Here is a 13,935-nt window from a genome sequence, read left to right on the forward strand (position 1 = left end):
AGTTCGCCGCATGTTCGCCGTCTACGCAGCCGAGCCGAGCCCGCAGGACCCCCTCGCCGCACTGCGCGTGGGTGACCGCCCCGATCCCGAGGTGCCGGCCGGCTGGGTCCGCGTCGGCGTCAAGGCCGCCAGCCTGAACATGCACGACCTGTGGACCCTGCGCGGTGTCGGCATCAAGGCGGACAAGTTCCCCATGACCCTCGGCTGCGACGGCGCCGGCGTGCTGGAGGACGGCACCGAGGTCGTGCTGCACTCGGTCATCGGCGACCCGGCGTGGACCGGCGACGAGACGCTGGACCCGGGCCGCACGCTGTTGACCGAGAAGTACCAGGGCAGCTTCGCGGACTACGTGGTCGTGCCGGCCCGCAACGCGCTGCCCAAGCCGGAGGGCCTGACGTTCGAGGAAGCCGCGTGCATGGGCACGGCGTGGCTGACGGCGTACCGGATGCTGTTCGTGAAGTCGGGCCTGCGCCCCGGCCAGACCATGCTGGTGCAGGGCGCGTCGGGCGGCGTCTCCACCGCGCTCATCCAGCTCGGTCGCGCCGCCGGTTACCGCGTGTGGGTGACCGGCCGGTCCGAGGAGAAGCGGGCGCTGGCCGAGTCCCTGGGCGCGCACGCCGCGTTCGAGTCCGGCGCGCGCCTGCCCGAGCGGGTCGACGCGGTGTTCGAGACGGTCGGCAAGGCCACCTGGTCGCACTCGATGAAGGCCCTCAAGCCGGGCGGCATCGTGGTCATCTCCGGCGCGACCAGCGGTGACGCGAGCGCGGCCGAGTTGCAGCGGCTGTTCTTCCTCCAGCTGCGGGTGGTCGGTTCCACGATGGGCACGCGCGAGGAGCTCGGCGACCTGCTCGCGTTCTGCGACCTGACCGGCCTGCGTCCCCAGATCGGCAGCACCCTGCCGATGGAGCAGGCCGAAGAGGGCTTCAAGGCGATGCTGGACGGCGAGACCGCGGGCAAGATCGTCTTCACCCGCTGACCGAGGCGACCAGGGCGGTCACGGCGGGGTGCCACTCGCGACCGGGAGGTCCGCTGATCACCAGGCGGCGGACCACCCGGCGGCGCAGCGGCACCAGCACCAGGCCGGGCGGCAGCATGGCCGCGATCAGGCCGGGCACGATGGTGATGCCCACGCCCGCCCGCACCATCGCCAACAGGGTGCCCAGCTCGCGCACCCGGTGCACCGGCTTGAACGGCAGACCCTGGTGGGCCTGCCGCACGTGCCGCTCGCACCCGCCGCAGGACAGCAGGAACTGGTCGTCCGCCAGGTCGGCCACGTCCACGTCCGGCTCCCCGGCCAACGGGTGGTCGTCGCGCAGCAGGGCGTGGAAGGCGTCCTCGCCCACCTCGACGCCGTGACCGGGCGGCGGGTCGACGACCACCGCCGCCTCCACGGTCCCGTTGGCCAGCCAGTCGGCCACCTCGTCGTCCTCGCCCTCGAAGAGCCGGATCCGGACGTGCGGGAACTCCGCCTTCCACCGGGACATCAGGTCCGGGAGCAGGCCCTGGCAGACGGTGGGCGGCGCGGCGAGCTTGATCGTGCCCCGGGCCAGGCCGCCTCGACGCGCGGCCAGGTCGGTGATCGCGGCCGACGCGGCGACGGCGGTCCGGGCGTGGGTCACCAGTTCCGCGCCGAAGGCCGTGGGCGCCGGTCGGCCCTGGCGGTGCAGGACCGGGTGGCCGAGGGTGCGTTCCAGGGCGGCGACCGCGTGCGAGACGGCGGACTGGGTGATGCCCAGGGTGTCGGCGGCGGCGCCGAAGCCGCCCTCGTCCACCACCGCGAGGAACGCGCGCAGTTGAGCGAAGTTCAGTGCCATGAGCGTCCCTCATCCGCCGGAGCAGAGTCGCTTGTTGGACTCATTGTCGTCGTGGCCGTGATTCTGCACCCGTGCAGACGCGTTGGGTGGGGAAGTTCGCGCTCTTGTCCGCCATTTGGGGTGCGAGCTTCGCGTTGATCAAGGTGTCCGTGGACGCCGGCGTGCCACCGGTCTGGGTGGCGTTCGGCCGGTGCTTCTTCGGCGCGGTCGCGTTGGTGCTGGTGTGCCTGGCCACGCGGACGCCGCTGCCGCGCGACCGCCGGGTGTGGGGGCACGCGCTGGTGGTGGCGACGCTGCTGAACGCGGTGCCGTTCACGCTGCTGGCGTTCGGGGAGACGCTCGTCAGCTCGGTCCTGGCGGGCGTCTTCAACGCCACGATGCCGCTCACCACGCTGGTGTTCGTCATGCTCGTCGTGCCCGCGGAGCGGGTGACGGCGGCCCGGCTGGCCGGTCTCGCGGTCGGGTTCGCCGGGGTGCTGGTGGTGCTGGGCGTCTGGGACGGCGTGGGCGGTGACGTGCTCGTCGGCGGGCTGGCGTGCCTGGGTGCGACGACCTGCTACGGCGCGGGGTACGCCTACACGCGGCGGTTCTTCTCGGGTGGGTCCGGGTCGGCGTCGGCCTTGTCGGCCGTGCAGATCATCTGCGCGACCGGCGAACTGATGGTGGCGGCCCCGCTGGTCGGGGGTGTGCCGCACTGGCCCGGGTGGCTCGCCGTGGGCGCGCTGGTGGTGTTGGGCGCGGCGGGGACCGGGTGGGCGTACGTGTTGAACCTCGGGGTGATCCGGGCGGCGGGGCCGACGGTGGCTTCGACGGTCACCTACGTGGCTCCGGTGTGGTCCACCGCGCTGGGCGCACTTCTGCTTTCCGAACCCGTCGGCTGGAACACCGTGGTGGGCGGGGCCATTGTCATAGCGGGCGTTGTGCTGGCACGCAAGCCACACAATGGTGAGATCGCACAAAAGAATGATCGTCAAGTGGTGCGATCGAACAAACCCTGGTGACAGTTGACGCGCGTACGGTTCGCCGCACAACACCACCGAGGGAGCAAGCGCATGACCTCCGTGCAGGGCGGCTTCGGCCAGGGCTCCGGCGTGTTCCGCCGCAAGCCCATCGAGCAGATCAGCGCAGAGAAGACCGGTCTCACCAGGACCCTGGGCCTCTGGCAGCTCACCGCGATCGGCATCGGCGGCATCATCGGAGCGGGCATCTTCTCGCTCGCGGGCGCCGTGGCCAACAAGACCGCCGGTCCTGCCGTGCTCATCTCGTTCCTGGTCGCGGGCATCGCCAGCGCGGCGGCGGCGTTCTCCTACGCCGAGTTCGCGGGCCTGATCCCCAAGGCGGGCTCCGCCTACACCTACGGGTACGCGGTGCTCGGCGAGATCGTCGGCTGGTTCATCGGGTGGGACCTGCTGCTGGAGTACACGGCGATCGTGGCGGTGGTCGCGATCGGCATCTCGGGCTACTTCAACGAACTGCTCAACCTGCTCGGCCTCGACCTGCCCGTCTGGATGCTCGGCGCACCCGGCACGGAAACCGGCGACCTCGCCGCCGGCAGCTACAAGGTCAACCTGTTCGCGGTCGTGCTGTGCCTGCTCATCGCCTGGATCCTCAACCTGGGCATGAAGAACGCCGCCCGGTTCGAGACCGCGCTGGTCTACCTCAAGGTCGGCATCGTCCTGCTGGTCATCGTGGTCGGCGCGTTCCACATCAACACCGGCAACTACAACCCGTTCTTCCCGTTCGGGCTGTCCGGCGCGATGACCGGCGCGGCCACGGTGTTCTTCGCGGTGTTCGGCTACGACGCCATGTCCACCGCCGCCGAGGAGTCCAAGGACTCGCAGCGGCACATGCCCAAGGCGATCATCTACTCGCTGGCCATCTCGATGGTGCTGTACGTGCTGGCCTGCCTCGTCCTGACCGGCATGGTCAACTACAAGGACGTCGACTCGGAGAGCGCGTTCGCCACGGCCTTCGCCGACATCGGCCTGCCCGCGCTGGGCATCGTCATCTCGGTCGGCGCGGTCCTGGGCATCACCACCGTGCTGTTCACCTTCCTCATGGGCGCGGCGCGTGTGGGCTACTCGATGTCCCGGGACGGCCTGCTGCCCCGGTGGTTCGCCAAGACCCACCCGGTCAAGCACGTCCCGACGCGCACCACGTGGGTGCTGGGCATCGCGTCCGCCGTCATCGCGGGCTTCCTGCCCATCGCCGAGGCCGCCGAACTGACCAACATCGGCATCCTGCTGGCGTTCGTGGTCGTCTGCGTCGCCGTGATCGTGCTGCGGTACAAGCAGCCCGACCTGCCGCGCACGTTCAAGACGCCGGGCATGCCGATCGTGCCGATCATCGGTGTCGTGTTCTCGATCTGGCTGATCACCTTCCTCGCGCCGGAGACGTGGCTGCGGTTCGCGGCCTGGTTCGTCCTCGGCCTGATCGTCTACTTCGCCTACAGCAAGCGGAACTCCGTGCTGGAGAAGGACCGCTCGCCCGAGGGATCGGACACGGTCTGATCAGGGACCGACGTGGTCGACCCACCGGTCGACCACGTCGGCGAGCACGGCCATCGGCAGCGGACCGCCGCCGAGCACGAGGTCGTGGAAGGCCCTGATGTCGAAGCGGTCGCCCAGGCGCCGCTCCGCCTCCCCGCGCAGGCGTTGGATCTCCAGTCGTCCCACCATGTACGACAGCGCCTGCGCGGGGTTCTCGATGTACCGGTCCACTTCGGAGCGGATGTCCACGTCCGGCATGACCGCGTTGTCCCGCAGGAAGTCCACGGCCCGCCGCCGGGTCCAGCCCAGGGCGTGCAGGCCGGTGTCCACCACCAGGCGGGCGGCGCGCAGCGAGTCGCCCGACAGCATGCCCAGGCGGGCCACGTCGTCGCTGTAGAGGCCCATCTCGTCGGCCAGCCGCTCGGCGTAGAGCGCCCAGCCCTCCAGGTAGGACTCGATGGAGGCGAACCGGCGCAGGGTCGGCAGGTCGTCGCGGGCCTGGGCCAGCGAGATCTGGAAGTGGTGGCCGGGCACGCCCTCGTGGAACGCGGTGGCCTCGGCGCTGAACCGGTCGCGTTCGGTCGCCTGGAAGGTGTTCACGTAGTAGGTGCCCGGCCGGGAACCGTCCAGCGCCGGGTCCATGTAGTAGGCCAGCGGGGCGTTGGGCGCGTCCGCCTCGGGCACCGCGCGCACCTCGCAGCGCTCCGCGGGCACGGTGCCGAACCAGTCCGGCGCGACGCGTTCCGCGCGGTCGATGGTCGCCTTGGCCAGCGCGGTCATCTCCTCGGCGGACTTCCAGCGCAGTGCCGGGTCGGCGAGCAGGCGGTTCCGGACCTCCCGGGCCGGCAGCGGGCCGCCGAAGACCCGTGCGCCGATCTCCTCGTACTCGCGGTCGAGCGCCTCGATCAGGTCCAGGCCGATGCGGTGCAGCTCTTCGGGGGTGTGGGCGGTCGTCGTGTAGAGGGGGACCAGGTCCGCGTACAGCTGTGCGCCGCCATCCAGAGCGCACAGGCCCGGTTCGTCCTCGGAACGGCCGCGCGGCGCGATCTCCGTGCGCAGGAAGTCGCGGTAGCGCGCGAACGCAGGCCGGACCTGTGCTTCCAGGACCGCCGTGCACTCGTCGTACAGGTCGGTGGCACGCAACGGGTCCGCCAGCGGGTCGACGGGGTCGGCGAGGTGCCGATCCAGGCGCGCGGCGGCGGCTTCCACCAGGTGCGCGACGGGTCTCTTCGGGGAGTCGCGCTGGCGGCGGGCGAGGGCGTCGAGGTAGGCGGGGAAGGCGGCCAGGCGGGTCAGGTAGTCGCGGCGCCCCTGCTCGTCGACCGGCCGGACCAGCGGTAACGCGGTCAGCAGCAGCGGGATCGGTGCGTTGAGGCCCTCGGCGTGGGTGTGCTCGACCAGTCCGGCTCGCGCCCGACCGGCGACCATGTCCGCCTGCTGCGCCACCACCGCGCGGGTCACCGGGTCGTCTCCTTCGACCCGCGCGCGTCGGGCGACGTCCTCCGCGCGGCGGGCGATGTCGGCGGCGGCCCCGGCGCCCGGATCGGGCAGCCGGTCGTCCCACCCCGGCACCCCGCGCAGGGTCGCCTCGACCGGGTCGGCGTCGAAGGCGACGGTGAGCAGCTCGTCGGACAGCTCGCGCGCAGTCGTCATCCGGTCATTCTCACCGCAAAGGCGTTGCTACAGCGGCGGAACCCGCATCCCGGCGGAGTCCAGCGCCGCGCGTGCCTCCGCCCGGAGGCGGGCCACCAGCTCGGCGGCCGGAGCCGGTCGGGCCAGCGCGTAGGTCTGGCCGGCCCACAACGACATCAGCTCCGGGTCGCCGGTCGCGCGCACCGGCTTGGTCAGGTGGTGGACCTCCGGGTAGGCGGCCGGGGCGTGCGGCGAGTTCTCGGTGAGGAACCGGTTCACCAGCCCCCGCGCCGGACGTCCGCTGAACGCCCTGGTCAGCGCGGTGCGGCGGGTGCCGGCGGCGAGCGCCTCGCGGTGGGCGGCGGCGGTGCCGGCCTCGGGGCAGGACAGGAACGCCGTCCCCAGCTGCGCCGCGACGGCCCCGGCGGCCAGCACGGCGGCGACGTCCGCGCCGTGCACGAGCCCGCCCGCGGCGATCAGCGGCAGGTCCACGCGGGCGCCCACCAGGCGGAGGGCGGCCAGTACGCCGAACAGCTCGCCACCACCCGGGGACACGCCGTCGTCGGCGAAGGTCCCCCGGTGACCGCCGGCGTCGCACCCCTGCACGCACAACGCGTCCACCCCGACCGCCGCCGCCTGCCGGGCCTCGGCGGGCGTGGTGACCGTGGCGACGACCGTCGACCCGGCGGCGTGCAGGCGGTGCACGTCGTGCGGCTCGGGCAACCCGAAGGTGAACGAGACCACCGGGACCCGCATCGCCATGACCAGCTCCAGCTTCGCCGCATAGGAGTCGTCGTCCCAGAGCGGCTCACCCGGCTCGGCCGGGGACTGGGAGCGGACCCGGTCGCGGTAGGGCGTCACGTCCACAGTGGACTTCACGCCCGGCACGAACAGGTTGACGCCGAACGGCTTGTCGGTCAGCGCCATAGTCTCCTTGATCCGGGTAGCCACCGCCTCCAAGCTCAGGTACCCGGCCGCGAGGAACCCCAGACCGCCCGCGCGGCCCACCTCGGCGACCAGTTCGGGCGTGGACGCGCCGCCGGCCATCGGCGCGGCGATCACGGGGACTTCCAGTCGGTCCAGCATGGGAACGACGATAACCCGCCATTTGGCGGAATACCCGGGACGCGGCACGTGATCCACGCGGCGAACACCGCGTGAACTCCCCCGGCCGGTGGTTCCCGCCGCCCGTCGACCGGCCCTGGAATGGACGCCGTGCCGCACACACACCCCCGCCGGGACGCCCTGAAACTGGGCGCCATCGCCGGCGTCACCCTGCTGACCGTCCCCGCCCTGCCCACCACCGCCTCCGCCGCCACGCCCCGCTTCCGCCACGGCGTCGCGTCCGGCGACCCGCTGCCCGACGCGGTCGTCCTGTGGACCCGCGTCACCCCCACCGACGACGCCCTCCCCGGCTCGGGCCTCGGCCCGACCGTCACCGTGGACCACGAGGTCGCCGAGGACGCCGCGTTCACCCGGGTCGTGGTGCGCGGCAGCACCACCACCGGCGCCGACCGCGACCACACCGTGAAGCTCGACGTGTCCGGCCTCCAGCCCGGCCGCCACTACTTCTACCGCTTCACCCTCGACGGCGAGCGCTCCCCGGTCGGCCGCACCAAGACCGCGCCCGCCGCCACCGCCGCCGTCACCGGGCTCCGGTTCGGCGTGGTCTCCTGCTCCAACTGGCAGTCCGGCCGGTTCGCCGCCTACCGGCACCTCGCCGAGCGGAACGACCTCGACGCCGTCGTCCACCTCGGCGACTACCTGTACGAGTACGGCCCCGGCGAGTTCGGCGACGGGCGCCCGCACGAGCCGGCCCGGGAAGTCCTCAGCCTGAGCGACTACCGCGTCCGGCACGCCCAGTACAAGACCGACCCGGAGCTCCAGCAGCTCCACGCCGCCTACCCGTGGATCATCACCATCGACGACCACGAGGTCGCCAACGACGCCTGGTCCGGCGGCGCGGAGAACCACACCGAGGGCGCGGAGGGCGCCTACGCGACCCGCCGGGCCGTGGCGATGCGGGCCTACCGCGAGTGGATGCCGGTGCGCACCGGCCCGGACGGCCGGATCTACCGGCGGCTGCGGTTCGGGACGCTCGCCGAGTTGACCATGCTGGACCTGCGCACCTACCGGTCCCAGCAGGTCGGCACGGACATCGGCCGCGCCGACGACCCCGACCGCAGCATCGCCGGCGCCGACCAGCTCGCGTTCCTGCGCGACGGCCTGGTCGGCTCGGACGCCAGGTGGAAGCTCGTCGGCAACCCGGTGATGTTCTCGCCCGTCCTCGTCCCGGCCCTGCCGCAGGCGATCGGGCGTCCGCTGGCGGAGCTGATCGGCGTGCCGGCGGACGGCGTGCCCATCAACGTCGACCAGTGGGACGGCTACCAGCACGACCGGCGGGTCCTGATCGACGCGCTGGCCCGGAACAACGTGCAGAACACCGTCTTCCTCACCGGCGACATCCACACGTCGTGGGCGTTCGAGGTGCCCTACGACGCGGCCCTGTACCCGATCACGCGCCGGACGGTCGCGACGGAGCTGGTGGTCCCCTCGGTCACCTCGGACAACATCGACGAGCTGACCGGCGCTCCGCCGCGCACGGTGTCCCTGGCCGCCGAGGCGGCGCTGACCACGCTCAACCGGCACCTGAAGTGGGCCGAGCTGGACTCCCACGGCTACAGCGTGCTGGACGTGACACCGGAGCGGGCCCGGATGGACTGGTACTTCCTCGCCGACCGGTCCCGCGCCGACTCCCCCGCGACCCTGGCCCGCACGTTCACGGTGGCGGCGGGCACCCAGCGGCTGCGTTGACGGGTGTGGTGCTCCCCCGAGCTGGTCGGGGGAGCACCACCCTTCCTACGGCAGGGTGTCCAGGTGCGGGGCCACCGTGTTCGCGAACTGCCAGCTGTTCGAGGCGTCCCAGTTGATCGACCACGTCATCGCGCCCCGGATGCCCGGCCAGGTCTGCGAGGGCTTGAACGAACCGCAGTTCGTGCCCTTGGCCAGGCAGTTCAGCGCCGCGTTGACGTTGGCCGGCGACTGGTAGCCGCCGCCCGCGCCGGAGGGCGAGGCGGGCAGGCCCAGGCCGACCTGGTCGGGGCGCAGGCCGTTCTGGAGCTGGATGCACGCCAGCGCCACCAGGAAGTCCACCGTGCCCTGTGAGTACACCTTCTGGTCGCAGCCGAGCATGGTGCCCGAGTTGTAGTACTGCATGTTGACCACCGTGAGGATGTCCTTCACGGCCAGCGCCAGCTTGAAGTACTCCTGACCGGTCGACTGCATGTCGATGGTCTGCGGGGCCATCGTGAGGATCTTGCCGCCGGCCGCGTTGATGCTGCGCAGCGCCGAGGACATGTACGTGGAGTTGATGCCGTTCTCCAGGTCGATGTCCACGCCGTTGAAGCCGTACTCGGCGATCAGCGACTTGACGCTGGTGGCGAAGGCGGTGGAGGAGGCGCTGTCGCCGACCCAGATGGTGCCCTTCTCGCCGCCGACGGAGATGATCACCTTCTGGCCGCGGGCCTGGAGGGTCTTGACGTCGGCCTTGAACTGGGCGTCGGTGTAGCCGCCGAGCTTGCTCGACAGGGTCGGGTCGAGGGTGAAGTCGACCGCGCCGCGGGTGGCCGGGACGGCGTCCGCGAACGCGACGGCCACGATGTCGTACGTGGTCGGCACGTCGGCGAGCTTGAGCAGGCGGGAGCCGTTGTCGAAGTTGTGCCAGTAGCCGGTGAGGACGTGCTTGGGCAGCGTCGGGTCCGGTGGCGTGGTCGTGGTGGTCGTCGTTGTGGTCGTGGTGCTTGTCGTCGTGCTCGTCGTGGTGGTGCTGGTCGGCGGGGTGCCGGGGCCGTCCAGGGCGACGTCGTCGGCGTAGTAGGTGGGCTGGCCGTACCAGCCGTGCAGGTAGACGGTGACGCTGGTGGTGTTGCCGGTGGTGAAGTCCAGGGAGAGCTGGCCGAAGCCGCTCGACCCGGGCGTCCAGGTGCTCTTGTCGCCGCTGCCGGTGCCCGTGACGCCCAGGTACACGTAGCTGCCCTGCACCCAGGCGGACAGCTTGTAGGCGGTGTTCGCCTGGACGGTGACCGTCTGCGAGCAGCGGGCGTTGTCCGACCCCGCCGGGGTCGCGGACAGGGCGTGCGTGCCGCTGCGCTTGGGCGAGGTGACCGCGCTCGCGGTCCCCGTGCAGGTCCAGCCGCTCAGGTTGCCGGTGTCGAAGCCGGGGTTGGCGACCAGGTTGGCGGCCGACGCGCTGCCCACCACCACCAGGGTCAGGCCCGCGAAGGCCAGCACACCGGCCAGCACCGCGCCCAGAGCGCGTCTCGTCCTCGAAGCCACGTCCACCTCCATGAGGTCCAGTCGGCGGCCTTGCCCAGCAGGTGACGTGGGCCACTGGCAAAATGGACTAGACCACTGGACCTTGTCAAGGGTGTGACCATGAGCGCGTGACGTTCACAGTCGAAGACGCGGTCCGCATCGCCCACGCCGCGCACGACGGCCAGGTCGACAAGTCCGGCAAGCCGTACATCGGGCACCCGCTGCGCGTGATGCGTTCCGTGTCCGGCGAGCACGCCCAGATGGCCGCCGTCCTGCACGACGTCGTCGAGGACACCGCCGTGACCGCCCAGGACCTGCTCGCCGCCGGCTGCCCGCCGCACGTGGTCGACACGGTCGTGGCCCTCAGCCACCTGCCCGGCGAGTCGCAAGAGGACTACCTGACCCGGGTCGTCGCCGATCCGGTCGCCGTGGAGGTCAAGCGGGCCGACATCGCCGACAACCTCTCCCCGCACCGCATCGCACAGCTGGATCCGTCCACCCAGGACCGCCTGCGGGCCAAGTACGCCCGCGCCCTTCACCTGCTCGACACGCTCGCGTAGGAGTTGTCTCCAAGGTCACGTGCTATCTGGTCGAAACCTGCTCTGACATGCGGCATCATAGTAGGTGAACCGATACAGAAAGACCGACCTGAAAGGCGACATGACCAAGGCACTGGAGTCCGTTCGCACGTATTTCGCCACCCGGCGGGAGCTTCGCAAGCGCGAGGCCGAACTGTCCCGCGAGTTGGCCGCTTACGACACCCCGAGCGCCCGGCAGGACCTGGAGGCGATGCTCGCCCGCCACCCGGAGCACGAGACGCGGGAGATCGAAGCCATCCTCCGCCGCCACACGCTCGACCGCCTGGTCCGCAACTACAGCTGACCGGCAGCATTGTGAAGGCCTTCGGGACAGGGGCGTCCTGAAGGCCTTTCGTCATGTCAGGGACCGTGCACCTCGGGCCGGACCACCGCACGGCGACCGCTCGCCGCCGCACCCGAGCACCCGCACCGCCCAGCCGCGCGCCGGCACCGCATCCCCGCGACCGCACCGGCATTCGCCCGCATGCGCACCCTGCCCGCACGCGCACCCGTAGCACGCGCGCCAAGCCGCCGGGCCAGGTGCGGCGAACCCACCGCCACACCCGCCGCGGCGGCGCGCTACTTCTTCTTGTCCTTGCCCGAATCCTCGGTCGACAACGCGGCGACGAAGGCTTCCTGGGGCACCTCCACACGCCCCACCATCTTCATCCGCTTCTTGCCTTCCTTCTGCTTCTCCAGCAGCTTCCGCTTCCGCGTGATGTCGCCGCCGTAGCACTTGGCCAGCACGTCCTTGCGGATCGCGCGGATCGTCTCCCGGGCGATCACCCGAGACCCGATGGCCGCCTGGATCGGCACCTCGAACTGCTGCCGCGGGATGAGCTCGCGCAGCTTCGTGGCCATCTTCGTGCCGTACCCGTACGCGTGGTCCTTGTGGACGATCGCCGAGAACGCGTCCACCGGCTCGCCCTGCAACAGGATGTCCACCTTGACCAGCTCGGCGTCCTGCTCGCCCGACTCCTCGTAGTCCAGCGACGCGTAACCCCGCGTGCGCGACTTCAGGGCGTCGAAGAAGTCGAAGATGATCTCGCCCAGCGGCATCGTGTAGCGCAGCTCGACGCGGTCCTCGGACAGGTAGTCCATGCCGCCCAGCTGGCCGCGCTTGGACTGGCACAGCTCCATGATCGCGCCGATGTAGTCGCTGGGCGCGATGATGGTGCACTTGGTGACCGGCTCGTACACCTCGGCCCGCTTGCCGTCGGGCCAGTCGGACGGGTTGGTGACGACGTGCTCGGTCCCGTCCTCCATGACGACCCGGTACACGACGTTGGGCGCGGTGGAGATCAGGTCCAGGTTGAACTCGCGCTCCAGGCGGTCGCGGGTGATCTCCAGGTGCAGCAGGCCCAGGAAGCCGCAGCGGAAGCCGAAGCCCAGGGCCGCGGACGTCTCCGGCTCGAAGGTCAGCGCGGCGTCGTTGAGCTGGAGCTTCTCCAGGGCCTCGCGCAGGATCGGGTAGTCCGAGCCGTCCACCGGGTACAGGCCGGAGTAGACCATCGGCTTGGGCTCGCGGTACCCGGCCAGCGGCTGGGTCGCGCCCTTCTTCTCCCAGGTCACGGTGTCGCCGACCTTGGACTGGCGGACGTCCTTCACGCCGGTGATGAGGTAGCCGACCTCGCCCACGCCCAGGCCGCGCGACGGCTTGGGCTCCGGCGAGATGATGCCGACCTCCAGCAGCTCGTGCGTGGCGCCGGTGGACATCATCTTGATCCGCTCGCGCGGGGTGATCTTGCCGTCGACCACGCGGATGTAGGTGACCACGCCCCGGTAGGTGTCGTACACCGAGTCGAAGATCATCGCGCGGGCCGGGGCGTCCGAGTCGCCGACCGGGGCCGGGACGCGGCGCACGACCTCGTCCAGCAGGTCGCCGACGCCCAGACCGGTCTTCGCCGAGACCCGCAGCACCTCCTCGGGCTCGCACCCGACGATGTGGGCCAGCTCCTTGGCGTACTTGTCCGGGTCGGCCGCGGGCAGGTCGATCTTGTTGAGCACCGGGATGATGGTGAGGTCGTTCTCCATCGCCAGGTACAGGTTGGCCAGCGTCTGCGCCTCGATGCCCTGCGCGGCGTCGACCAGCAGGACCGTGCCCTCGCACGCCTCCAGCGCCCGGGACACCTCGTAGGTGAAGTCGACGTGGCCGGGGGTGTCGATCATGTGCAGGACGTGGTCCTGGCCGTCGAGCTGCCAGGGCAGCCGGACGTTCTGCGCCTTGATCGTGATGCCGCGTTCCCGCTCGATGTCCATGCGGTCGAGGTACTGCGCACGCATCGCACGCTCCTCGACCACGCCGGTGAGCTGCAACATGCGGTCGGCCAGGGTCGACTTGCCGTGGTCGATGTGCGCGATGATGCAGAAGTTCCGGATCAGCTCCGGAGGCGTGAACGTCTGATCGGCGAACGTGCTCACTCAGGTTCCTCGCACGGGACGGACAAAGGGGATCGGCCCATCATCTCATGCCACGCCGACCTGCCGCCCCACCCGGACGTGACCCAGGCCATAAGCTTCCCCGCCGTGTACACGAACGGTGAGGACCCGCGCCCGGCCCGGGGCGCGGTGCGCGAGGTCTACTCGAAGGCAGTGGCGGCCACCCTGGAGTACTCCCCCGACCTGGACGGCCTGGCCGACCCGGGCGAGGTCGTGTGGGCGTGGGTGCCCTACGAGGAGGACCCCGGCCGCGGCAAGGACCGGCCCCTGCTGGTGGTCGGCCGCCACCGCCGCGCCCTGCTGGCCCTGATGCTGACCAGCAAGGACCCGCGCCCGAACGAGCTGGACGACTTCCTGCCGCTGGGCTCGGGCCGCTGGGACCGCGACGGCCGCGTCTCCTACCTGCGCCTGGACCGCGTCTTCGAACTGGACGAGGACGACATCCGCCGCGAGGGCTCGGTGCTGGAGCCGGAGCGGTTCTCCCTGGTCGTGGACGCGCTGCGCGCGATGGGCTGGCGCTAGACGAGCAATGCGCAAGTCGGGACGACAGAGGCGCAGGCCACACTCCCTCGGCCCCACGCCCGCAGGGCGTGCTTTTCGAAGTAGCTCGCGCAGCAGACCTCCCAACTTGGGCTTCTTCCGTCATCCCCGTATGGCCTGCCCGAAGGG

The 13,935-nt window shown here is 71.1% G+C and carries 12 protein-coding genes; 7 read left to right on the forward strand and 5 right to left on the reverse strand.

Features of this window, described 5'->3' with window-relative positions; all coding sequences use genetic code 11:
• Positions 1-10: 10 nt before the first annotated feature.
• Entirely contained in the window at positions 11-976 is a 966-nt protein-coding gene (locus WBN91_RS24515; protein WP_337726584.1) for a zinc-binding dehydrogenase, read from the forward strand.
• Here the strand turns inward: WBN91_RS24515 and WBN91_RS24520 are convergent.
• Positions 966-1,814 carry a LysR family transcriptional regulator gene (locus WBN91_RS24520; RefSeq protein WP_337726585.1) on the reverse strand — a complete coding sequence of 283 codons (849 nt, stop codon included), beginning with the start codon at positions 1,812-1,814 and terminating at the stop codon, positions 966-968. The two genes, WBN91_RS24515 and WBN91_RS24520, sit on opposite strands and share 11 nt — an antisense overlap.
• 71 nt (positions 1,815-1,885) lie before the next feature.
• On the opposite strand from WBN91_RS24520, the gene WBN91_RS24525 reads away from it, so the two are divergent.
• Both WBN91_RS24525 and WBN91_RS24530 read left to right on the forward strand, forming a co-directional pair.
• A complete protein-coding gene (locus WBN91_RS24525) occupies positions 1,886-2,815 on the forward strand; it encodes a DMT family transporter (RefSeq protein WP_337726586.1) in 930 nt (309 codons plus the stop codon).
• A gap of 51 nt (positions 2,816-2,866) precedes the next feature.
• A complete protein-coding gene (locus WBN91_RS24530; protein WP_337726587.1) occupies positions 2,867-4,324 on the forward strand; it encodes an amino acid permease in 1,458 nt (485 codons plus the stop codon).
• On the opposite strand, the gene WBN91_RS24535 is transcribed toward WBN91_RS24530, so the two are convergent.
• Both WBN91_RS24535 and WBN91_RS24540 read right to left on the reverse strand, forming a co-directional pair.
• Positions 4,325-5,956 (reverse strand): DUF885 domain-containing protein, encoded by a 1,632-nt coding sequence (locus WBN91_RS24535; protein ID WP_337726588.1) that lies wholly within the window; start codon positions 5,954-5,956, stop codon positions 4,325-4,327. It abuts the gene before it with no gap.
• A 27-nt stretch (positions 5,957-5,983) separates the two neighbouring features.
• On the reverse strand, positions 5,984-7,021 hold the full coding sequence (locus WBN91_RS24540; RefSeq protein ID WP_337726589.1) for a nitronate monooxygenase: 1,038 nt from the start codon (positions 7,019-7,021) through the stop codon (positions 5,984-5,986).
• Positions 7,022-7,141: 120 nt separating this feature from the next.
• On the opposite strand from WBN91_RS24540, the gene WBN91_RS24545 reads away from it, so the two are divergent.
• Positions 7,142-8,749 carry an alkaline phosphatase D family protein gene (locus WBN91_RS24545; RefSeq protein ID WP_337726590.1) on the forward strand — a complete coding sequence of 536 codons (1,608 nt, stop codon included), beginning with the start codon at positions 7,142-7,144 and terminating at the stop codon, positions 8,747-8,749.
• Positions 8,750-8,794: 45 nt separating this feature from the next.
• On the opposite strand, the gene WBN91_RS24550 is transcribed toward WBN91_RS24545, so the two are convergent.
• Positions 8,795-10,270: a chitinase gene (locus WBN91_RS24550; RefSeq protein WP_337726591.1), complete on the reverse strand. Its 1,476-nt coding sequence runs from the start codon at positions 10,268-10,270 to the stop codon at positions 8,795-8,797.
• 107 nt (positions 10,271-10,377) lie between these two features.
• Between WBN91_RS24550 and WBN91_RS24555 the strand changes: the two genes are divergently transcribed.
• Together WBN91_RS24555 and WBN91_RS24560 are read left to right on the forward strand one after the other, a co-directional pair.
• The gene (locus WBN91_RS24555) at positions 10,378-10,809 is read left to right on the forward strand and encodes an HD domain-containing protein (protein WP_337726592.1); all 432 of its coding nucleotides are present in this window, start codon (positions 10,378-10,380) and stop codon (positions 10,807-10,809) included.
• A gap of 100 nt (positions 10,810-10,909) precedes the next feature.
• Positions 10,910-11,131, forward strand: coding sequence for a hypothetical protein (locus WBN91_RS24560; RefSeq protein WP_337726593.1), 222 nt, complete (start codon positions 10,910-10,912; stop codon positions 11,129-11,131).
• 275 nt (positions 11,132-11,406) lie between these two features.
• Here the strand turns inward: WBN91_RS24560 and lepA are convergent, their stop codons facing one another.
• Positions 11,407-13,248: a translation elongation factor 4 gene (lepA, locus tag WBN91_RS24565; protein ID WP_337726594.1), complete on the reverse strand. Its 1,842-nt coding sequence runs from the start codon at positions 13,246-13,248 to the stop codon at positions 11,407-11,409.
• Positions 13,249-13,353: 105 nt separating this feature from the next.
• Between lepA and WBN91_RS24570 the strand changes: the two genes are divergently transcribed.
• Complete coding sequence (locus WBN91_RS24570) at positions 13,354-13,788, forward strand: type II toxin-antitoxin system PemK/MazF family toxin (RefSeq protein ID WP_337726595.1); 435 nt, start codon at positions 13,354-13,356, stop codon at positions 13,786-13,788.
• Positions 13,789-13,935 lie beyond the last annotated feature (147 nt).

The sequence above is a fragment of the Saccharothrix sp. CCNWYY140 genome (assembly GCF_037401995.1).
Classification (GTDB): Bacteria; Actinomycetota; Actinomycetes; order Mycobacteriales; family Pseudonocardiaceae; genus Actinosynnema.